The 21426-nt window shown below is 44.1% G+C and carries 16 protein-coding genes and 2 tRNA genes; 11 read left to right on the top strand and 7 right to left on the bottom strand.

Annotated features, from left to right (window positions below; translation table 11 throughout):
* The first annotated feature begins 31 nt into the window (after window positions 1-31).
* Window positions 32-730 carry a LytR/AlgR family response regulator transcription factor gene (locus GD631_RS14075; protein WP_004313366.1) on the top strand — a complete coding sequence of 233 codons (699 nt, stop codon included), beginning with the start codon at window positions 32-34 and terminating at the stop codon, window positions 728-730.
* Window positions 731-993: 263 nt separating this feature from the next.
* The gene (locus tag GD631_RS14070) at window positions 994-1206 is read left to right on the top strand and encodes a hypothetical protein (protein ID WP_087323879.1); all 213 of its coding nucleotides are present in this window, start codon (window positions 994-996) and stop codon (window positions 1204-1206) included.
* Between the two features lie 35 nt (window positions 1207-1241).
* On the opposite strand, the gene GD631_RS14065 is transcribed toward GD631_RS14070, so the two are convergent.
* From GD631_RS14065 to gnd, 4 genes are all read right to left on the bottom strand, one after another.
* Window positions 1242-2192: a Dyp-type peroxidase gene (locus GD631_RS14065; protein ID WP_087318372.1), complete on the bottom strand. Its 951-nt coding sequence runs from the start codon at window positions 2190-2192 to the stop codon at window positions 1242-1244.
* A 40-nt stretch (window positions 2193-2232) separates the two neighbouring features.
* Window positions 2233-2964, bottom strand: a complete 732-nt coding sequence (gene pgl / locus GD631_RS14060; RefSeq protein ID WP_185911472.1) for a 6-phosphogluconolactonase — start codon at window positions 2962-2964, stop codon at window positions 2233-2235.
* On the bottom strand, window positions 2961-4457 hold the full coding sequence (gene zwf, locus GD631_RS14055) for a glucose-6-phosphate dehydrogenase (protein WP_143257537.1): 1497 nt from the start codon (window positions 4455-4457) through the stop codon (window positions 2961-2963). Before zwf ends, pgl begins: the two co-directional genes overlap by 4 nt.
* Window positions 4458-4605: 148 nt before the next feature.
* Complete coding sequence (gene gnd / locus GD631_RS14050) at window positions 4606-6081, bottom strand: decarboxylating NADP(+)-dependent phosphogluconate dehydrogenase (protein ID WP_143257536.1); 1476 nt, start codon at window positions 6079-6081, stop codon at window positions 4606-4608.
* Between the two features lie 109 nt (window positions 6082-6190).
* Here gnd and GD631_RS14045 point away from each other — a divergent pair, with 109 nt between their 5' ends.
* The 5 genes from GD631_RS14045 to GD631_RS14025 all read left to right on the top strand — a co-directional run bounded on the left by GD631_RS14045 (window position 6191) and on the right by GD631_RS14025 (window position 12877).
* Complete coding sequence (locus GD631_RS14045) at window positions 6191-7360, top strand: dicarboxylate/amino acid:cation symporter (protein WP_143257535.1); 1170 nt, start codon at window positions 6191-6193, stop codon at window positions 7358-7360.
* 93 nt (window positions 7361-7453) lie between these two features.
* Window positions 7454-8524 (top strand): GDP-mannose 4,6-dehydratase, encoded by a 1071-nt coding sequence (gene gmd, locus GD631_RS14040; protein WP_143257534.1) that lies wholly within the window; start codon window positions 7454-7456, stop codon window positions 8522-8524.
* Window positions 8525-8624: 100 nt separating this feature from the next.
* Window positions 8625-9695 carry a GDP-L-fucose synthase family protein gene (locus tag GD631_RS14035; protein WP_143257533.1) on the top strand — a complete coding sequence of 357 codons (1071 nt, stop codon included), beginning with the start codon at window positions 8625-8627 and terminating at the stop codon, window positions 9693-9695.
* 322 nt (window positions 9696-10017) lie between these two features.
* Window positions 10018-11676 carry an AMP-binding protein gene (locus GD631_RS14030; RefSeq protein ID WP_143257531.1) on the top strand — a complete coding sequence of 553 codons (1659 nt, stop codon included), beginning with the start codon at window positions 10018-10020 and terminating at the stop codon, window positions 11674-11676.
* A 52-nt stretch (window positions 11677-11728) separates the two neighbouring features.
* Window positions 11729-12877: an LA_2272 family surface repeat-containing protein gene (locus GD631_RS14025; protein ID WP_143257530.1), complete on the top strand. Its 1149-nt coding sequence runs from the start codon at window positions 11729-11731 to the stop codon at window positions 12875-12877.
* Window positions 12878-12991: 114 nt separating this feature from the next.
* Here GD631_RS14025 and GD631_RS14020 read toward each other — a convergent pair whose 3' ends face one another.
* The 3 genes from GD631_RS14020 to GD631_RS14010 form a co-directional block, all read right to left on the bottom strand.
* Window positions 12992-14986, bottom strand: coding sequence for a fructose-1,6-bisphosphatase (locus GD631_RS14020; protein WP_143257529.1), 1995 nt, complete (start codon window positions 14984-14986; stop codon window positions 12992-12994).
* Window positions 14987-15037: 51 nt separating this feature from the next.
* Window positions 15038-16702, bottom strand: coding sequence for a putative transporter (locus GD631_RS14015; RefSeq protein ID WP_143257528.1), 1665 nt, complete (start codon window positions 16700-16702; stop codon window positions 15038-15040).
* Window positions 16703-16964: 262 nt separating this feature from the next.
* Window positions 16965-17408 (bottom strand): hypothetical protein, encoded by a 444-nt coding sequence (locus tag GD631_RS14010; RefSeq protein WP_143257527.1) that lies wholly within the window; start codon window positions 17406-17408, stop codon window positions 16965-16967.
* Window positions 17409-17622: 214 nt separating this feature from the next.
* On the opposite strand from GD631_RS14010, the gene GD631_RS14005 reads away from it, so the two are divergent.
* The 4 genes from GD631_RS14005 (at window position 17623) to GD631_RS13990 (ending at window position 21255) form a co-directional block, all read left to right on the top strand.
* Window positions 17623-19197: an AAA family ATPase gene (locus GD631_RS14005; protein WP_143257634.1), complete on the top strand. Its 1575-nt coding sequence runs from the start codon at window positions 17623-17625 to the stop codon at window positions 19195-19197.
* Window positions 19172-20599 carry a vWA domain-containing protein gene (locus GD631_RS14000; RefSeq protein ID WP_185911471.1) on the top strand — a complete coding sequence of 476 codons (1428 nt, stop codon included), beginning with the start codon at window positions 19172-19174 and terminating at the stop codon, window positions 20597-20599. Before GD631_RS14005 ends, GD631_RS14000 begins: the two co-directional genes overlap by 26 nt.
* A gap of 430 nt (window positions 20600-21029) precedes the next feature.
* Window positions 21030-21116 (top strand) — tRNA-Ser (locus tag GD631_RS13995).
* A gap of 67 nt (window positions 21117-21183) precedes the next feature.
* Window positions 21184-21255: transfer RNA gene (locus GD631_RS13990), tRNA-Glu, on the top strand.
* Window positions 21256-21426 lie beyond the last annotated feature (171 nt).

The following is a 21426-nucleotide window of genomic DNA, read 5'->3' as shown; positions in this document are numbered from 1 at the left end:
TTGGGATATAAAACTTTAGATATAAAATAGTATGATGTTACGTTGCGCAATCGTTGACGATGAGCCTTTAGCTCTTAGCTTGTTAGAGAGTTATGTGAATAAGACTCCGTTCCTGCAACTTGCAGGAAAGTATTCCAGCGCGGTTCAGGCGATGAAAGAATTGCCGGGCGAAGAGGTCGACCTCCTGTTTCTGGACATTCAGATGCCGGAGCTTAACGGTCTGGAGTTCTCGAAGATGGTAGATCCGCATACCCGTATTGTGTTTACTACCGCTTTCGGACAGTATGCCATCGACGGTTATCGTGTCAATGCACTTGATTACCTGCTGAAACCGATCTCATACGTTGATTTCCTGCAAGCTGCCAACAAAGCTCTCCAATGGTTCGAACTCGTGCAGAAACCGGAAGAGATAGACAGTATCTTTGTGAAAAGTGACTACAAACTGGTACAAGTGGACTTGAAGAAAATCATGTATATCGAAGGACTGAAAGATTACATTAAAATATATACGGAAGACGCTCCCAAGCCTATCCTGTCACTGATGAGTATGAAAGCCATGGAAGAGCTCTTGCCATCCAGTCGTTTCATACGTGTGCACCGCTCATTCATCGTACAAAAAGATAAAATACGTGTGATTGACCGCGGACGTATCGTGTTTGACAAGACATACATTCCTATCAGCGATAGTTATAAGCAAGTTTTTCAGACTTTTCTTGACGAAAGGAGCTGATTATTCTTTATTTTATCGGTAAAAAAGTGATTTTTGTCGATTATAGTTTGCCAAAATCCGTTTTATAGCTACCTTTGCAAAGAACAGAAAGGGATTGTGAAATTCCAAGAATAGAATAGTTTAGTTAAGTCTAGTTTAGTTTTTGTGTTGATAGCTCCCTCGTCGGCGGACGAACTAGGGAGCTATTTTTATATATTACAAGAATATTATTGCACAAAATATACATATTTTCCATAACTTTGCAGCGATAAAGTCTCACACAAATGGAATATAGCGTAGAAGAACTAAAAAATGCATTAATTGAGAGATGCGAAAAAGAGGGTATTCTATATGCAACAGTGGCAATGGATAGACGTACCAAAGAGATGATTCTTCCTGATACTTTAGAAGGAGCCCTGAAACATCCGGAATACTTTGTATGTACTTGTAAGAGAGTGAAAGATCAATATATAGTGGAGGAGATTACCAAAGTGTAATCCTCCTCCAATCTTTTATTCTTATTTTTCTTTTTTTATTCGCCCAATTCTCCCAGCAAATCGTAGGAAGGAGCAAAGAAAAGCGTTCCTGTTACGGCTGTGCTGAAGTCAAGCAAACGGTCGGTATTTCCTACCGGATTGCCGATGAACATACTTTCCAACATCTGCCGGGTCGTACTGAACGTACTTGCATAACCGATGAAGTATGTGCCATATTCTCCCTTAGATGTATTGGCAAACGGCATGTTGGCACGCACAATTTTCAGGTCATCACCAATATTGGTGACGGCATTATGCGCATTTTGAGGTTTCTCCTCATCAGACAGTTCGACATCGTTAAACTTACGACGCCCGATCACTTTCTCCTGTTCTTCCACAGGCAGAGCGTTCCACGCAACCATATCGTGAATGTACTTCTGGACAAAAACATAACTTCCTCCTGCAAAATCAGCATCCTCCTCTCCTACCACCGCAAAATGATAAGGATTCTCATCAACTGCCGGATTCTCTGTTCCGTCTACAAAGCCGATAATGGCCTTGCCGTCCATATACCTGAAACCGTGAGTTTCATCGACAGGTTCAACTACGCCTTGGAGCTTCTCGTCAATGATGGAAGCAAACTCAAAACACAATCCCATCTGTTTTGCACGGATATGAAACAAGATGTCGCCCGGAGTAGAGACTGCCGTGTGCTTTCCGCCTTTTATCTCTTCGAAAGTGTTCAGTTCTTTAGGCTTCCCCTTTTCCGGGAAAAGACGGCTCCAGGCATCGGCGCCAAAGCCCATCGTGCAACTGAACATCAGTTCGGGGAAACGATTGCGCATACTGCGAATCATGGCCGAGAAATTAGCACATACATCTTTCACTTTATCAAGAGTTTCGGGAGTATCTTTTAGAGTATAAACAATAAAAATGACATTTTCACCTTGTTTCCCGGCTACGTCCTGCGGGATATTACCTCCAAATGAATTTTGATAAGGATTCATATTTTTCTTTTTTTCTGTTAGTTTCGTCAACGAAACCGTTTTAGTTCATCTTTTTATTACTATCGTCAATGTATGTGGCAGCCGCTTTATCCACAAACAGCTCTACATTCTGCGCATGATGAGCTATATAGGCTGCGGGCCCAGTGTCTCCCGAATGGTAGATTTCTTCTACTACATCGGCTTTATTTTTTCCGATAATCAGGAAAATGACATAGCGGGCATTCAGAATGGGGTATCCCGTCATTGCAATACGCTTCTGCCCGTTACGAGGATGCGCACTGACTACATAAATAGAGTTTGAAGTCAGCAAATCTTCTTGTCCGGGAAAGATGGAAGACGTGTGTCCGTCGTCTCCGGCTCCCAGCAGTACAATATCGAATTCGGGCCAGCCACGCTTCAGCGGCACTTGCTGCCGGACTAACTCTGAATAGCGAACCGCTTCTTTCGCAGGCTTCGCCTCTCCACGAATACGGAATACATTTTCATACAGAATGGGAGTCAACCCCAAAAGGAGGTTGCGCATCATTCCGTAATTACTGTCCGAATTATCGGGAGGCACACAGCGTTCATCTACCCAGTAAATCCGCATACGGTCCCACGGGGTAATTTCCATATATTCATTCGCCCATAAATCGAACATCAGAGCAGGTGTGTTACCACCGCTGACTGCGATATTGAACACTCTGTCCGGCTCTTCATTCATGATTTCCACCAAGCGGAGTATCAATGTTCGTGAAGTTTCAATAGATGAGGGAAAAACTGATAGTTTCATAATTCACAATATTGATCTGTATTCGTCAAATTCTTACAAGGATTCGTCCAGTCGGCCCCGTGTTCGTGCATCATTGCTTCGCTTTCCAGAGGTCCCCACGTACCTGCGGGATAACCGTAGAGAGGTGCGTCGGGGTTGTCTTTCCAATAGCGGAGTACCGGATCGAAAAACTTCCATGAGGCTTCTACTGCGTCACTTCGAGTAAATAAAGTCGGATCGCCCTGGATGCAGTCGTCTATCAGACGGGCATAAGCGTCTCCACTGGGTACGCCGCCCAACTGCGCGTAACTGAAATCCATCGTCACCTGGCGCACTTCAAAACCTGCACCGGGGACTTTCATTCCGATTTTGAGCACTATTCCTTCATTCGGTTGCAAACGAAGAATCAATTTATTAGCCCGCGGACAGTTGCCACCGGCACAATGAAACATCTGATGAGGTGTCTCACGGAAATGAACGACGATTTCCGTTACTTTCGTCGGCATTTGTTTACCTGTACGAATGTAGAACGGAACGCCACTCCAGCGCCAGTTGCTAATGCCCAGTTTCATGGCAATATAAGTATCCGTGCGCGAATCGGGAGCTACTCCTTTTTCTTCACGGTATCCTTTTTTATTGCCGGAGGCTGTATATTGTCCACGAACGATATGTTCATTCAAATCCACTTCATTCAACGGGGTGAGAGATTCGTAGACTTTCACCACTTCGTTACGGAAATTGTCGGCATTGAAAACAGCGGGCGGTTCCATAGCCGTAAGGGCTACGAGCTGTATCAGGTGATTCTGCACCATGTCCCGCAGCGCACCTGCCGTTTCATAGAATCCTCCACGTTGCTCGATGCCCAGATTTTCTACGGCTGTGATTTCTACGTAGTCGATATAGTTACGGTTCCAGAGAGGTTCGAAGATACCGTTGGCAAAACGGAAAGCCAGTACATTCTGGGCCGTTTCCTTACCGAGAAAATGGTCGATACGGTAAATTTGATGCTCATTGAAAACAGAGGCATACGTTTTATTCAGTTCACGTGCCGATTCAAGATCATAACCGAAAGGTTTCTCGACGATGATACGTGAATGAGGGGTGTTGAGTCCGGCAGCTTTCAGGTACAAGGGCACTACTCCGTACAGCGACGGCGGAGTGGCCAGGTAAAACAACAGATTGTCCGGGTCTACCTCGCCGGTCAAGTCGACCAGACGTTGGCGGAGTTGCGGGTAACCTTCTTCTTTTGCCGGATCCATCGGTAAATAGTAGAGATGGGAGACAAACGAAGCCATCAAAGCTGTGTCCTGTTCTTCGGACTTTACGAACTGTTGCAGTTCTTCTAATATATAGGAACGGTAGTTATCGTCAGAGTAGACCGTACGCCCGATACCCAATATAGAGTACTCTCCGGTCAACCGCTTTTCACGGTAGAGGGAGTAAAGAGCGGGCATCAGCTTACGCTTGGTCAGATCACCCGACGCACCGAAGATTATCATTGCAAAGTTATCCATTTTTCAAGAGTTGTTTTAATTTCTGTTTTGAGATGGTAAATGATAAATTTACCAGCGTAGCGCTGGAGCAAGGTTTCCCTGCGGGATGTTCTCATTTTAGGCACGTGCCTAAAAAATTCCCATTTATCATTTCAAAGCTGTTTTCTATTTAAACATTATATGTACCCGATTTCGTATCTCCTCCGTGACCTGTCCAGTTCTCGTGGAAGAACTGTCCACGCAACTCGTCTTTGCGCTCGAAAGTGTGCGCGCCGAAATAATCGCGTTGTGCCTGCACAAGGTTGGCGGGCAGATCGGCAGACGTGAGCGAATAGAAGTAGTTCAGGGCAGAAGAGAAAGCAGGAACAGGAAGTTCTTCTTTCATGGCTTCCGCTACCAGACTTTTCCATCCGGGAAGCAACGTTTTCATTTCTTCTTTAAAATAAGGAGCCAACAACAAGTGTTTAGGCTTGTCGGTGGCTTCGAAGGCGGCAGCAATATCGTTCAGGAATATACTGCGGATGATGCATCCCCCACGCCACATACGGGCAATGGAAGCCAGGTCGAGATGCCAGTCGAAAGCGTCGGAAGCACGTTGCAACACGGCGAATCCTTGGGCATAAGAGACGAGTTTGGAAGCATAAAGAGCAGAAAATATATTCTTTACGAGTTCCACCTTATTATATATAGGTTGTGTATGTTGACACTGATATTGTCTGGAAGCCAGATGACGCAAGTCTTTCTGCGCAGAAAGACTTCGTTCGAATACCGCTGTGGCAATCAGTCCTAACGGCATACCGAGCTCCATAGCGTTGATGACCGACCATTTGCCGGTTCCTTTCTGTCCGGCCGCATCCAGGATTTTATCAATAAGATAACCTCCGGATTTGTCTTTATGCCGCAGAATGTTGGCGGTGATTTCGATCAGATAGCTGCGCAGTTTACCTTCGTTCCAACGGGCAAAGACATCAGCCATTTCCTCATTGGTCAGATCCAACAACTTTTTCATCACCCAATAGGCTTCGGCAATCAATTGCATATCACCATATTCGATACCGTTGTGGATCATCTTCACAAAATGACCCGATCCGGCAGGCCCCACCCATTGACAACAGGGAGTGCCGTCCGGTGCTTTTGCCGCAATGCTTTGAAGGATCGGTTTCACTTCCGGCCATGCTTTCTCCGAACCGCCGGGCATGATAGAAGCTCCATTCAAGGCTCCTTCCTCACCGCCGGACACTCCGCTACCAACGAAAAGAAATCCTTTCGACTCCGCCAGTTTGACGCGGCGGTTGGTATCTTCGTAATTGGAGTTACCACCATCAATAAGAATGTCTCCCGGTGAAAGCAACGGGAAAAGCTGATCCATCAGTTCGTCAACCGGACTTCCGGCACGAACCATCATCATTATCTTACGGGGAATAGCTATCGAATCTACAAATGCTTTTATATCTGTGAATCCTTCGACGTTTTTACCTTTTGCGCGGCCATTCATGAAGCGCTCTACCACTCCTTCCTCTACTCCGGGAACTGTACGGTTATAAACCGATACGTGCCACCCCTTACTCTCCATGTTTAAAGCAAGATTCTCGCCCATCACAGCCAAGCCGATAAGTCCGATATCTGTTTTATTCTGATTTGCCATAACTTGTATATTTTGAATATTCGTTATCTTAGTAACAGTTGAAAAGGACATTTGTTCGCAATATTTTAGATTAAAATATTATTTTTGTGGTCTACAAATAAAATCAAGGATGAAGAAGATCAAAATCGGTTTGTTGGCACGCATCGTTATTGCCATCATTTTGGGCATTGCCATCGGTACTTTTTTCCCGGCTCCGCTAGTACGAATATTCGTTACTTTCAATGGCATTTTCAGTGAGTTTCTCAATTTCTCTATCCCACTGATTATCGTCGGACTGGTGACGGTGGCTATTGCCGACATCGGAAAAGGTGCAGGAAAAATGTTGCTCGTGACGGCTCTGATTGCTTATTTCGCCACCCTGTTTTCGGGATTCCTCTCCTACTTCACAGGAATCACCGTGTTTCCGTCACTCATCGAACCGGGAGCACCGCTTGAAGAAGTGAGCGAAGCACAAGGCATCCTCCCCTACTTCTCCGTCTCCATCCCACCGCTGATGAACGTAATGACGGCCTTGGTACTGGCTTTCACCTTGGGCTTGGGACTGGCGTCACTGAACAGCAACGCATTGAAAAACGTGGCACGGGATTTTCAGGAAATTATCGTACGAATGATTAGCGCAGTCATTCTGCCTTTGCTGCCGCTATATATCTTTGGCATATTCCTCAACATGACACATTCGGGACAAGTATATTCCATCCTGATGGTGTTTATTAAAATTATCGGAGTCATCTTTGTTCTTCATATCTTCCTGTTGGTTTTTCAGTATTCCATCGCGGCACTGTTTGTACATAAAAACCCGTTTAAATTACTTAGCAAAATGCTGCCGGCTTACTTCACGGCATTGGGCACACAATCTTCGGCAGCCACCATTCCCGTAACGCTGGAACAGAGCAAAAAGAACGGGGTATCTGCCGAAGTGGCCGGTTTCGTGATTCCGCTCTGCGCCACCATTCATCTGTCGGGCAGCACACTGAAAATCGTAGCCTGCGCACTGGCATTGATGATGATGCAGGGAATGCCGTTCGACTTCCCATTGTTTGCCGGATTTATCTTTATGCTGGGCATCACAATGGTAGCCGCTCCGGGAGTTCCGGGCGGAGCTATCATGGCCTCTCTGGGAATTCTTCAATCCATGCTCGGCTTCGACGAATCGGCACAGGCTTTGATGATTGCGCTTTACATCGCAATGGACAGTTTCGGCACAGCTTGCAACGTGACAGGAGACGGAGCTATCGCTTTGATTATCGACAAAATAATGAGAAAAAACCATGCTGAATGACTGTGCTGAAAAATAATTGAGTAGTAGCTTGGCTGGCTCACAAAAAATGCCGACATTTGCACCCACATTTTCAATTATATTAAATAATAGCGTATGAAAAAAGCCCTAATTTCAGGCATCACCGGGCAGGATGGTTCTTATCTTGCCGAATTTCTATTGCAAAAAGGTTACGAAGTACACGGTATACTCCGTCGTTCTTCTTCGTTCAATACAGGACGTATTGAACATTTGTATTTTGACGAGTGGGTGCGCGACATGAAACAGAAACGTACGATCAATCTGCATTATGGGGATATGACAGATTCTAGTTCGTTAATTCGTATTATTCAACAGGTGCAACCGGATGAAATCTACAACCTCGCAGCTCAAAGCCACGTGAAAGTTTCATTCGACGTTCCGGAATACACGGCCGAAGCGGATGCTATCGGTACGTTGCGTATGCTCGAAGCTGTACGCATCCTGGGACTGGAAAAGAAAACCCGCATCTATCAGGCTTCTACTTCCGAATTGTTCGGTAAGGTGCAGGAAGTTCCACAAAAAGAGACAACTCCATTCTATCCCCGTTCTCCGTATGGGGTAGCCAAACAATATGGTTTCTGGATTACTAAAAACTACCGCGAAAGCTATGGTATGTTTGCCGTAAACGGAATCTTGTTCAATCACGAGAGTGAACGCCGTGGCGAGACATTCGTTACCCGTAAAATTTCGCTTGCTGCCGCACGTATCGCACAGGGCGAACAGGACAAACTGTATCTGGGTAATCTGGATGCACGTCGCGACTGGGGATATGCCAAGGATTACATCGAATGTATGTGGCTGATCCTGCAACATGACGTTCCCGAAGATTTCGTAATTGCCACTGGAGAAATGCACACAGTGCGCGAATTCGCAACGCTGGCATTCAAGGAAGCAGGCATCGAACTTCGTTGGGAAGGCGAAGGCGTGAATGAAAAAGGTATCGACGTAGCTACCGGAAAGTCTTTGGTAGAGGTTGATCCTAAATATTTCCGTCCGTCAGAGGTGGAACAACTGCTGGGTGATCCGACTAAAGCAAAAACATTGTTGGGATGGAATCCATGCAAAACATCATTCGAAGAACTGGTAAGTATCATGGTTCGCCACGATATGGAAAAAGTGAAGCGAATGATTGCTACCAAACATTAAATGAATTTCATTTCACCACAAAGGACGCAGAGGACACGGAGGTTTTTATTTTTTCCTCTGTGCCCTCCGTTTCTTCTGTGGTGAACTAATAAAAGATAGAATGGAAAAGAATGCAAAGATATATGTAGCAGGACACCGCGGACTTGTGGGATCTGCTATCTGGAAGAATTTGCAGGATAAAGGATATACAAATCTGATAGGCCGCACACACAAAGAACTTGACCTGCTGGATGGCATGGCGGTCCGTAAATTCTTCGATGAAGAACAACCGGAATATGTATTCCTTGCCGCTGCCTTTGTAGGTGGTATCATGGCGAACAGCATCTACCGTGCCGACTTTATATATAAGAATCTGCAAATTCAACAGAATATCATCGGAGAGAGTTTCCGTCACAACGTGAAAAAGTTGCTCTTCCTCGGTAGTACGTGTATTTATCCACGCGATGCCGAACAGCCGATGAAGGAGGATGTATTGCTGACTTCACCGTTGGAATATACCAACGAGCCGTATGCGATCGCTAAAATTGCCGGACTGAAAATGTGCGAGAGCTTCAACCTGCAATATGGAACGAACTACATCGCCGTGATGCCGACAAACCTTTACGGACCGAATGATAATTTCGATTTGGAACGCAGCCATGTATTGCCTGCCATGATTCGCAAGATTCATTTGGCACACTGTCTGAAAGAAGGAAACTGGGAAGCTGTACGCAAGGATATGAACCTGCGTCCGGTGGAAGGCGTCAACGGCGACAGCTCGAAAGAGGACATTCTGGCTATTCTGAAAAAATACGGAATCAGCGAAACAGAAGTCACTCTTTGGGGTACGGGGACTCCTCTCCGCGAATTCCTCTGGAGCGAAGAAATGGCGGATGCCAGTGTCTTCGTTATGGAGCATGTGGACTTCAAAGATACCTATAAAGAAGGTAGCAAGGATATCCGCAACTGCCACATCAACATCGGAACCGGCAAGGAAATCACCATCCGTCAACTGGCTGAACGGATCGTTGAAACAGTAGGTTATCAAGGTAAACTGACCTTCGACAGCAGCAAACCGGACGGCACAATGCGCAAGCTAACCGATCCTTCAAAACTGCATGCACTGGGCTGGCACCACAAAATTGAAATCGAGGAAGGCGTACAGAGAATGTACGAATGGTACTTGAAATAAGAAATGAAGTTACTGTAAATATGCTATTAGCTGAATTATTTTTGCTAATAGCATATTTTTTTTAGCTATAATGATAATTAAATTAGCTATAATGATAATTTGTTTTGCTATAATGATAATTTGTTCAGCTATCAAGCATCATTTATTCAACCATAAGCATCATCCATTCAATTATAAGCATCATCCATCGTACTAATAACGTATCGTCCACAGATTCTCTCCCACTACTCTCCCTCCATTTCCAAAAAATCTTCACTCTTAATTCTTCATTCTTAATATAATTGCTATATTTGCACAATTTAATACCAAATGTGCAAAAACAATGGAACAAAGTTTTATAGCCTATATTGAGAATAGTATCAAGAATAATTGGGACCTGGATGCCCTGACCGATTATAAAGGTGCAACTTTACAGTATAAAGACGTAGCTCGCAAAATCGAAAAACTCCATATCATCTTTGAAGAAAGCGGAATCCGCAAAGGAGACAAGATTGCCGTTTGTGGAAGAAACAGCTCTCACTGGGGAGTTACTTTCCTTGCCACACTGACGTATGGAGCCGTTATTGTACCTATTCTTCATGAATTTAAAGCAGATAATGTGCATAATATCGTCAACCACTCCGAAGCCAAGTTACTGCTTGTTGGAGATATGGTATGGGAAAACCTGAACGAAGCGGCAATGCCGCTACTGGAAGGTATCCTGATGATGAACGACTTCACCCTGCTAGTGTCACGCAGCGAACGACTCACGTATGCACGCGAACATCTGAACGAAATGTTCGGCAAAAAATATCCGAAGAATTTCCGTAAAGAGCATGTCGCTTATCATAAAGACGAACCGGAAGAACTGGCAGTTATCAATTATACCTCAGGAACAACGAGTTATTCCAAAGGAGTAATGCTCCCCTACCGCAGTCTGTGGTCGAATACCAAATTTGCTTTTGAAGTATTGGAACTGGAAGCCGGAGATAAAATCGTTTCCATGCTTCCTATGGCACACATGTACGGATTGGCTTTTGAATTCCTTTATGAGTTCTCCGTAGGTTGTCACATCTACTTCCTCACCCGTATGCCAAGCCCTAAGATTATCTTCCAGGCTTTTGAAGAAGTGAAACCCAGTCTAATCGTTGCCGTACCACTTATCATCGAAAAAATTATCAAGAAAAGCGTACTTCCGAAGTTGGAAACTCCAGCGATGAAGATATTGCTGAAAGTGCCTATTATCAATGATAAGATAAAGGCAACAGTGCGCGAAGAGATGATTAAGGCATTCGGCGGAAACTTCAAGGCAGTCATCGTAGGAGGTGCAGCGTTCAATCAGGAAGTGGAACAGTTCTTGAAAATGATTGATTTCCCTTATACGGTCGGATATGGAATGACGGAATGTGGTCCGATTATCTGTTACGAAGATTGGAGAAAATTCAAACCGGGTTCTTGCGGAAAGGCTGTACCACGCATGGATGTACGAGTATTGTCATCTGATCCCGAAAATATCGTTGGCGAAATCGTATGTAAGGGTCCGAATGTGATGTTGGGCTATTACAAAAACGAAGAAGCCACTCAAGAAGTCATCGACAAGGATGGATGGTTGCATACCGGCGACTTGGCTTTGATGGATGAAGAAGGGAATGTTACAATCAAAGGACGCAGCAAGAACCTGTTATTAAGCTCCAGCGGACAGAATATTTATCCGGAAGAAATTGAAGATAAGTTGAACAACCTGCCATATGTGGCTGAAAGCATTATCGTTCAGCAAAACGAGAAACTTGTCGGACTTGTTTATCCCGACTTTGACGATGCGTTCGCTCACGGCCTGAAGACCGAAGACATCGAACAAGTAATGGAAGAAAACCGCGTGGCACTGAATGCTATGCTACCGGCATACAGCCAGATATCCAAGATGAAAATCTATCCGGAAGAATTTGAAAAGACACCGAAGAAGAGCATCAAACGTTACTTGTATCAGGAAGCAAAAGGCTGATAGATGGTTAGCTACATAGAGAGAGATAACTTAAACCGAAAAAGAGAAAGGAATGAAGATAAAGAAAACAATACTTACGGCAGCTATACTAATGGCTGCCGTTTCTTTACCGGCACAAAACAAGAGTGCAGGTATCAATATATCCATCTGGAAAGATATATGTACGCAACCGCATGACAGTACACAGACGACCTATGTAAACATTGGTCTCCTGTCTACCATGAACCGCCTAAACGGTGTGGGTATCAATGCATTAGGAAGCGTGGTTCATGGCGACATGAACGGAGTACAAATCACCGGATTAGCCAACTTGGCAGGGGGTACTATGCGGGGCGTTCAGCTGGCCGGTATCAGTAATATCAGCGGCGATAACACCGTAGGGCTTTCTGCTGCCGGATTGGTAAATATCACCGGCGACAGAGCACAGGGAGTAGTCATATCCGGACTAACGAGCATCGGAGGAGACAACAACTCGGGGTTAATGATCAGTGGTTTCATGAATGTGACAGGCAACATGGCTTCGGGCTTACACTTTTCCGGAGCCGCCAATATCACCGGACAGAGCTTTAGTGGTCTGATGGCTTCGGGACTTTTAAATGTAGTAGGCGAACACATGAACGGCCTGCAGATGGCAGGAATTGCCAATATAACCGCATCAAAGCTGAATGGAATACAAGTAGCATTATGCAACTACGCAACGAAAGCGCGAGGACTTCAAATTGGTCTTGTCAATTACTACAAAGAAGATATGAAAGGTTTCCAACTTGGTCTGGTGAATGCAAATCCTGACACAAAAGTGCAAATGATGGTATACGGTGGAAACACAACGCCTGCCAATATCGGGGTACGTTTCAAGAACCAGTTGTTTTATACAATATTGGGAGTGGGTTCCATATATCAGGGGTTGAATGATAAGTTTTCGGCCAGCGCATCCTATCGTGCCGGTCTGTCTTTCCCTCTTTACAAGGGTTTATCCATCAGCGGGGATCTCGGATTCCAGCACATCGAGGCTTTTGATAACAAAGATGAGGTCATCCCGAAACGCTTGTACGCATTGCAGGCACGTGCCAATCTGGAATATCAATTTACCAAGAAGTTCGGCATCTTTGCAACAGGTGGATATGGGTTAACCAGATTCTATAATAAATCGAGCAATTATGATAAGGGGGCTATTATCGAAGCCGGTATTGTTCTTTTCTAAACTTGCAATTAACCACCCGAATGGTCCCCAAAAAGAAAATCCCCCCTTACTATAGTTGAACTGCACCCCTAAAGTTTTGTATCTAACTTTTGGGGGGCAGTTCACTTTTATCTATTATACCTTTTCTTTAATCAGACCGGTACGATAAGCAACGAGCAATTTCTTCAAATCCTGTATTTGAGTTACCAATTCTTTTCCTTTATCGGTATCTTTCACCATCATCCGTTGCGAATTGAATTCCAGGACAAAGTTAGTAGATTTGATATCAAGTCCCTCTTCGATGGCTTTCTGGCGAGACTGGAAAGGTTCGTGCTGTACAAGCTGCATACCGTGAGAGTGATAAACAAGCGTATATCCCGCAATTCCCGTTTCCGGCTGATAAGCTTTTGAGAATCCGCCATCAATAACGAAAAGCTTGCCATTGGCTTTCATAGGCTGTTCTCCCTGAATCGTTTTCACAGGCACATGACCGTTGATAATATGCGAGTGAGGACCGGAAGCTCCAAACTCCGCCAAAATCTGATCGCAGACATCTTCCCGGTTGCGCAACGTATAATAATAACCTTTCTTCTCTTTATGCAATTCTTTATCTTCTACAAAGTAACGCTCAAAAGTCGCCATCTTATCCTTATCAAACAGAGGAGCTTCCGGACCACACCACATATACCAAATGTAATCCATAGCAAATTCCTTATCCTCCTCCCCTTCTTCATCGAAATACGCAGTACGAATCAGTTGATCGGCTTTATCCAGCAATTTACGCCCCCAATATTCCTTACCACGTATTTTGACATGCTTAAAGCTGCCATCCTCATTCAGAGGGACAGAAGCATGATAAAGAAGATTAGAATTTGCAACCAGATACATTCCGCCATAGGTAAACAGGCAACGCATGTGTTTCTTCAGCTTTTCACTATTCATGAATGAATAATGAATCTTTTCTACCAATTCGCGTTCTTCTTCCGTCAACCGGTAAGGATCGGCAGGATCTACGGTCGGGAAGTTGGTATCACGCAAAGCATATTCTTTTCCTTCGTATACAAAGACGCCACGTTCAAAATCAATCTTCTCCAGCAATTTGCGGTTGGTCATCCCAAACTCCGGACGGCGGTCGATGATTTCGGCTTCCAGCTTAAACTGGATAATGGTAATAGCTTTATGCATTTGAGTTATCAAGCGCAAAGTCTTCTCATTATAATGAGCGTCGGCAAAGTTCATCTTCGGCATGAAGATGGTGCAAGGATCATCGGCATACGTATCCATTGCAAAAGTAGCCAATGGAAGCAGATTGATTCCATATCCGTCTTCAAGCGTGCCCAGGTTGCCGTAGCGCATGGACATACGTATCACGTTGGCAATGCAACTATCGTTACCGGAAGCTGCACCCATCCAGAGAATATCATGATTTCCCCATTGGATATCGAAGTTATGGTAATTGCATAACGTATCCATGATGATGTGCGCGCCAGGACCACGGTCGTAAATATCGCCTACGATATGAAGAGAATCAATAGTCAGACGCTGAATCAGATTGCACATAGCGATAATGAAATCATCGGCACGCTTTGTAGTGATAATCGTGCTGACAATCACATTGATATAAGCATGCTTGTTCGGCTCGATAGACGATTCGTGCAATAATTCCTGAATAATATAAGAGAACTCGGCAGGCAGCGATTTACGAACTTTCGAACGGGTATATTTGGAAGATACATTCTGACAGACCTTCACCAGTTGGTTCAGAGTAATCAGATACCAATCATCCAGATCCTTTTCACGGGCTTTCACTAATTGAAGTTTTTCTTCGGGATAGTAAATCAACGTGCAGATTTCTTTCTTTTCAGCCTCGCGGAGAGTGTTGCCGAATATTTCATTTACTTTACGTTTTACCGCACCTGAAGCGTTTTTCAGTACGTGCTGAAAAGCTTCGTATTCTCCATGAATGTCAGTCAGGAAATGCTCTGTCCCTTTAGGTAGATTTAAGATAGCCTCCAGATTGATTATTTCCGTACTAGCATCGGCAATCGTAGGAAAACTTCGGGAAAGCAGTTGCAGATAACGAAGATCACCCACAATGCTTTCAGGAGTTATGTTACTTTGAGCAGTCATTTTATTTACTATTTTACAAATTACTAATTACGATTCAGCAATATACTATTCTCAATTCAACAAGAACATCAACAATACCTGAGCGATAATTACCCGTATGAACATACACAGCGGATAAACAGTCGCATAAGCTACGGAAGGATTGTCACCGGGGATTGTATCGTTTACATAATTCAATGCCATCGGATTTGCCATACTTCCGCACAACATACCAGATACAGAACCGAAATCAATCTTCATCATCTTGAAGGCCACGAATCCGACCAACACTGTTGGAATGATAGTCAATCCGGCTCCCAAACCAATCCATAATAAGCCTTCCGGACGGAATACGGTGTCGAAAAAGTGAGCTCCGGCATCCAGTCCCAGACAAGCAAGGTACATGGAAAGTCCCAAAGCACGCAACATCAGGTTCGCGCTGCGGGTGGTATAGGTAATCATGTGTATCCGTGGTCCAAAAGTCCCCAAAAGGATACCGACAATGATCGGTCCGCCCGCTAATCCCAACTTCACAGGGGTACTGACACCCGGAAAAGAGAAAGGAATAGCCCCCAGTGCCAAACCAAGCACGATACCGATAAACACAACAACCAAATTGGGTTCTTTCAGGCTTTTCACGGCATTTCCCAATACTTTCTCCACATTCTGGATAGCCGCAGCCTCTCCCACCACTGTCAGCCGGTCACCCAACTGAAGTATCAACCCCGGAGTAGCAAGCAGTTGCACCCCCGACCGGTAAACACGGCTGATGTTAATACCATAATGGTTTCTCAACCGGAGTGCACCGAGTTTCTTACCATTCAGTTCGGGACGGGTGACAACGATACGCTGCGAGATCAATTCGCTGTCAATCGCATTCCAGTCAATGTCCTCTTTATTCCAATCCGTATTCTCCTGTTCACCAAAAAGTACTGTCAAGGCCAAAGCGTCTTTTTCCGCAGTTATCACCAGCAAACGGTCGCCTTCTTTCAGAATCTTGTCCGAAGTCGGAATACTGACATGTCCGTCACGCCATAAACGGGATATGACAAACTTCGGGTAACTCATGCGAGCTATATCCTTGATGCTTTTATTGAAAATAGCAGGATTATGTACTTGAAACGCTGCAATATAAGTTTTGTTCGCATCGTCTTTCTCTTTTATCTCCAAGTCTTCTTTGCGAACCAATACTTTACGGATTAATAAAATGGCAAGGATTACGCCGACTACTCCCATCGGATAGGCTACCGCACATCCTAAGGCAGGCGTACTACTGTCCATTCCCATCTGTTTCAGAGTCTGTTGCGCAGCTCCCAACGCCGGAGTGTTCGTCGTTGCCCCACAAAGGATGCCGACCATATCAGGAAGAGAGATACCCGTTGCATAACTAGCCACCACCGTCAACAATGTTCCCAACAGAACCACTCCCAGCGCCAACATATTCAGCGTTACCCCTCCTTTACGGAAAGAACTAAAAAAACCGGGGCCGACTTGTAGCCCGAGAGAATAAACGAAAATGACCAGTCCGAAACTTTCTGCGTAGTTTAACATCTGCGGATCGACCGAAAGCCCGAGATGGCCGGCCAGGATACCCGCAAAAAAAACAAAAGTGACTCCCAGGGAAACTCCCCAGAAATGCACTCTTCCCAAGCCCAAACCGATGGCAGAAATCAGTGAAAGTACCACAACAGCCTGTAAGGCAGAATGTTCGATAAATAGACTATATAACCACTCCATGTATATAAAAACTAATAGGGCGCAAAGATAAAAACTATTTAGTCCGGTTCAAAACTTTTAAGCTTTCATTTCGCGCCCTAATTATACCCTGATTCATATATCCTGAAATCTTATTGATTACCCTTTTACACTGTTACCTGTTATTTTGTTCCTAATACCTGCTATATTTCTATCCTAACAATCTTATCCTTTCTCTTTTTACCCGCATCTTGTTATCCTTCCAACGATGCTTTTTACCTATTTCTTTCAGTTTCACCTTTCATTATTTCCCTTGAAACTCTACAAAGTTATTTCGTCCATCCAGATAACCACTCAATCTGTTTCCACCGATATATACATCATCCAGGTATGAAACATCATTCGGTCCGTATGACATACGAATGGAAGTCTGCGCATAATTTTCCCAACTCCAACGGAAATTATATTCATATTGATCGACTGCTCCATTAGGATATTCCACCCGTATATAGTCAATTCCGGTACGGTCTAAAAAGAAGTCCAGTTCCTGGCGGCAATAGTTACCGTCCATGTCCCGGTAGAAACTAACCCAAGTACGGCTACATAAATCAGCCGAACGGTTATAGTATCCTGCACCATTATTATCATCATCATAGAAACTGTCTATTTCCACTTCGCAAGAGGTAAAACTTACCATCAATATAGCCATCAATGCCAAACCGAAGTATCTAAATGTGTTCGTTTTCATATTCCTTTATTTTTAATGGTTCACTAAACTATTATATATCATTTATCTTTCGATAGGACAAAAGTAGAGAATGAATTTTCCTCATGAAACTGAAAACTCCTACTTGTCGGGAGGAAATTGCCTAAATCTATGGGTAAATCCCTCCGGTGAGGTCTATTTCAAAGAATTCTTGTATCTTTGCCTCCCACTAACAACACATGAAATTATCCGTCGCATGAAGTCTATCAAGTCACATATCACCCAATTGTTGAAGTCCCTCAACGAGGGAGTATTCGAAAAAGAGCATACCATCGCACTGTCTCTACTGTCTGCCATGGCAGGGGAAAGTATCTTTCTGCTGGGCCCTCCGGGAGTAGCCAAGAGTTTGGTAGCACGCAGGCTCAAACTGGCATTTAAGGACGCAAATGCTTTTGAGTATCTGATGTCCCGCTTCAGTACACCGGATGAAATATTCGGTCCCGTCTCCATCTCAAAGCTGAAAGATGAAGATACGTACGAACGCATTACAAAAGGATACCTGCCGACAGCATCGATCGTCTTTCTGGATGAAATATGGAAGGCCGGTCCTGCTATCCAAAATTCCCTTTTAACGGTAATCAATGAAAAGATATACCGCAACGGACAATTTACGGTGCGTGTCCCCCTGAAAGCGTTGATTGCCGCTTCCAATGAACTGCCGGCAAAAGGTGAAGGGCTGGAAGCCTTATACGACCGTTTCCTGATCCGCCAGTTTGTCGGATGTATCGAACAGGAATATGCGTTCGATCAGATGATTTCTTCTACGCGGGAAATAGAGCCTGAAATCCCGGAAAAACTCCAGGTGAACGATGAATTATACAATCAGATACAAACTGAAAGCGAAAAAGTAGGCATCCACTATACTATCTTCGAGCTGATTCACAATATCAAACGAGAAATTGAACAATACAACACAGGACGGGATGAGAACACCCCTCCCATCTATGTATCCGACCGCCGCTGGAAGAAAATAGTAGGTCTGCTCCGCACATCAGCCTATCTGAATGAATCTCCGGGAATTCATTTCTCCGACTGCCTGTTGATGAGCGCCTGCCTGTGGGATGAAATTTCGCAGCTCCCCATTATCGAAGAAATTGTAGAACAGTCGATAGCACGAGGCATCAACACCTATCTGTTAGGAGAGAAACGGCTGGAACAAAAATTGGACACACTGAAAGAAAACATGAAGTCCGAACACAGCCTGCGTGAACTTAGCGATCCGGGAATCCAGGTAGTAGACACCTTCTATCATCGCATAGAAGGTTATCACATTGCCGGAAATCTACTCATATTTGCTTCCGATTACCAGTCTTTGAAGAAAGACAGCAACCGCTTGTTTTATATCCAGCAGGATAAATTCCGTCCGGTCAACAAGATCCTGAAAGCCTACGATTTTGTAAAAAACAGAAATATCGCGCAAAAGAATATCTATTCCCTCCGAAAAGGAAGACGGTCTGTTTTCGTCAACAATCAGGAATATCCGTTACTGTGTTATGACAATTGCGACCCTTTGCCCGTACAACAGGATGGCAGCACTCCGTTCGAATTTACATTGCAGGAAGTGATCGACTTGCTCCATCAAATGGAAGTGGAATATAAAACAATCTCCGAACGGGAAACAACATATACAAAAGAGCATCTCTTCTTAAGTTCATCACAAAAAAGCAAGATCAAGCGAATTTTAGGAGAGACTGCACATATCATAGAGAATTACCGGAACGAACTCCGCATCATCGCTCATGCCCATGAACAAGAGAACAGAGAGTATTAGGCTCAAACACCTGCAAGACATTTATTATGAGAAATTGCAGAGAATAGCCTACGATGTGTACGACGAACAACTGCACAACCTGATTATCCGTCCCGAAGAACTGGATGCGGACATTCACCGGTATTTTCGTCACACGCAACCCTCCCTGCAAGATTTCTACTCCCACTACGCGTCGCAATGGGAATACTTTCATGAAATGGATGAAGCATCAGACGCCAAGTTTCTCCAATTCCTGAAAAACAGCGCCTACCCGTTCTCTATGAAATATCATCTGGTAGACCTCAACGTAAAATACTACCTCCAGCGTTTTGACAAAATCAGCCCGCGCTCTAAAGAATGGAAAGCGTTGCGAACTCTCTTCTTCGACAAATGGCACACGTTGCTCTCGAACAACGAGTTCAACTATCAGATGGAACATATCGAGCGGCTCTGTGATGATTTCTACCGTCTTCAGCTATCACTTGCCAAAAATCTTCCGGTACGTGGCGGCTCACGCCTCGTCTGGTTACTCCGCAACCATAAACAGATAGCGGAACATATTTTAGAATACGAAGAAACGATCAAACGAAATCCCGTTATCCGTGAACTGGTAGAAATCTTGGGCAAGAAGCACCAAAGCAGCCGGAAACGTTTCAAAATGACTGCCGGTATTCATCGGGAACAAATTATATCTCATGCCACCCGAAGCGATATTGCAGGTATTTGCGAAGGAAACGACTTAAACAGCCTTCTTCCCTTAGAGTATTGCTATCTGGCCGAAAAAAGCCTGCAACCCATTTTCTTTGAGCGTTTCATTGAGAAGAGATTGCAAGTCATCGACTATCAATCACATGAAAAGCAAACCATCAACGACAAGAAAACAATAGGAAATGAAGTTTCCGAAGAAGCCGAAGGCCCTTTCATTGTTTGCCTGGACACTTCCGGTTCCATGGCAGGCGAACGGGAAAGAATCGCGAAATCCACTCTGCTTGCCATTGCCGAACTGACGGAAGTGCAACATCGGAAATGTTACGTCATCCTGTTTTCCGATGATATCGAGTGCATCGAAATCACAGATTTAGGAAGCAGTTTCGATCGCCTTGTCGATTTCTTATGCCAATCCTTTCATGGCGGAACTGATATGGAACCTGTCATCACGCATGCTTTGCGGAAGATCAGCGAAGAAGGATATATGGAAGCAGACATTATCACCGTATCGGACTTTGAGATGCGTCCTGTCGATCAACCGCTATCCCGAACCATCGAACACGCAAAAGCGAAACAGACTAAAATGTACGCTATTTCTTTAGGCGGCAAGAGTGCCGAAACCAGCTATCTGAAATTATGTGATAAATATTGGGAATATAGCATTCAAAACGCTGAAAGTCTTAATAAAAATAGAATTGAAGAATCAAATATTTAATCAATGTTATAAAACATCTCTTTTTTCTTGTTTTATTTGCAAAGTTGACAGAAGTCCGTATATTTGTACTGTGTTTTTCATAGTATTAGATTTAAGGTTAACAAAAAGATTGGCTGTCTGGGATAGATAGCCTTTTTTTATGTCCTTTTCTCACGTCAAATATACCGTCACTATCCCATCCGGATGTTTACCCTATCCCATGAAGATACCGTCACTATAATAAACGGATAGCGTCAATATGTTTCAAGTTCCCATTCCATCGATAAAAATTAAAAGCTTTCGAAAAAAAATTTCTTCCGTTTAACATTTGAAACATAGCAGGTTATCTCATTTTACAAAAAACAGGTAAAAAAAATCTTGCTAAAAGATTTGCGTAGTCCAAAAGTTCCCCCTATATTTGCACCGCATTTGAGAGAGAATGCGGGTTCAAGGAAGTTTGGGTGAGTGGCTGAAACCACCAGTTTGCTAAACTGACGTACTCGTAAGGGTACCGGGGGTTCGAATCCCCCAGCTTCCGCAAAAAATCTCAAAATAAAAAAGAGCTAAGTTTTAAAGACTTGGCTCTTTTTAATCTATCAAACTCCGGTGGGTTCGTCTAACGGTTAGGACACATGCCTCTCACGCATGCAATACGGGTTCGATTCCCGTACCCACTACTATCTGATTATCAGCCTCTTACAAACAAGTAAGGGGCTTTTTTATTACCCTATATCTATATCAAAGTATCGTTTTTAGGCGTTATAAACGGGTATTTTCAAAAGAAAAAATGCAAATTTAATGCAAATTTTCATCTTGCATTATTATCGCGCTATCCCGTTAATACGTTG

Source organism: Bacteroides luhongzhouii, from assembly GCF_009193295.2.
GTDB lineage: Bacteria > Bacteroidota > Bacteroidia > Bacteroidales > Bacteroidaceae > Bacteroides > Bacteroides luhongzhouii.
The sequence above is the reverse complement of the archived record's forward strand: the minus strand, read 5'-3'. Positions and strand labels throughout refer to the sequence as shown.

What these genes read in the sequence shown, in the direction of transcription:
- GD631_RS14075 (WP_004313366.1), top strand. Translation starts at nt 32, where the DNA reads ATGATGTTACGTTGCGCAATCGTTGACGATGAGCCTTTAGCTCTTAGC.
- GD631_RS14070 (WP_087323879.1), top strand. Translation starts at nt 994, where the DNA reads ATGGAATATAGCGTAGAAGAACTAAAAAATGCATTAATTGAGAGATGC.
- GD631_RS14065 (WP_087318372.1), bottom strand. Translation starts at nt 2,192, where the DNA reads ATGAATCCTTATCAAAATTCATTTGGAGGTAATATCCCGCAGGACGTA.
- pgl (WP_185911472.1), bottom strand. Translation starts at nt 2,964, where the DNA reads ATGAAACTATCAGTTTTTCCCTCATCTATTGAAACTTCACGAACATTG.
- zwf (WP_143257537.1), bottom strand. Translation starts at nt 4,457, where the DNA reads ATGGATAACTTTGCAATGATAATCTTCGGTGCGTCGGGTGATCTGACC.
- gnd (WP_143257536.1), bottom strand. Translation starts at nt 6,081, where the DNA reads ATGGCAAATCAGAATAAAACAGATATCGGACTTATCGGCTTGGCTGTG.
- GD631_RS14045 (WP_143257535.1), top strand. Translation starts at nt 6,191, where the DNA reads ATGAAGAAGATCAAAATCGGTTTGTTGGCACGCATCGTTATTGCCATC.
- gmd (WP_143257534.1), top strand. Translation starts at nt 7,454, where the DNA reads ATGAAAAAAGCCCTAATTTCAGGCATCACCGGGCAGGATGGTTCTTAT.
- GD631_RS14035 (WP_143257533.1), top strand. Translation starts at nt 8,625, where the DNA reads ATGGAAAAGAATGCAAAGATATATGTAGCAGGACACCGCGGACTTGTG.
- GD631_RS14030 (WP_143257531.1), top strand. Translation starts at nt 10,018, where the DNA reads ATGGAACAAAGTTTTATAGCCTATATTGAGAATAGTATCAAGAATAAT.
- GD631_RS14025 (WP_143257530.1), top strand. Translation starts at nt 11,729, where the DNA reads ATGAAGATAAAGAAAACAATACTTACGGCAGCTATACTAATGGCTGCC.
- GD631_RS14020 (WP_143257529.1), bottom strand. Translation starts at nt 14,986, where the DNA reads ATGACTGCTCAAAGTAACATAACTCCTGAAAGCATTGTGGGTGATCTT.
- GD631_RS14015 (WP_143257528.1), bottom strand. Translation starts at nt 16,702, where the DNA reads ATGGAGTGGTTATATAGTCTATTTATCGAACATTCTGCCTTACAGGCT.
- GD631_RS14010 (WP_143257527.1), bottom strand. Translation starts at nt 17,408, where the DNA reads ATGAAAACGAACACATTTAGATACTTCGGTTTGGCATTGATGGCTATA.
- GD631_RS14005 (WP_143257634.1), top strand. Translation starts at nt 17,623, where the DNA reads ATGAAGTCTATCAAGTCACATATCACCCAATTGTTGAAGTCCCTCAAC.
- GD631_RS14000 (WP_185911471.1), top strand. Translation starts at nt 19,172, where the DNA reads ATGAACAAGAGAACAGAGAGTATTAGGCTCAAACACCTGCAAGACATT.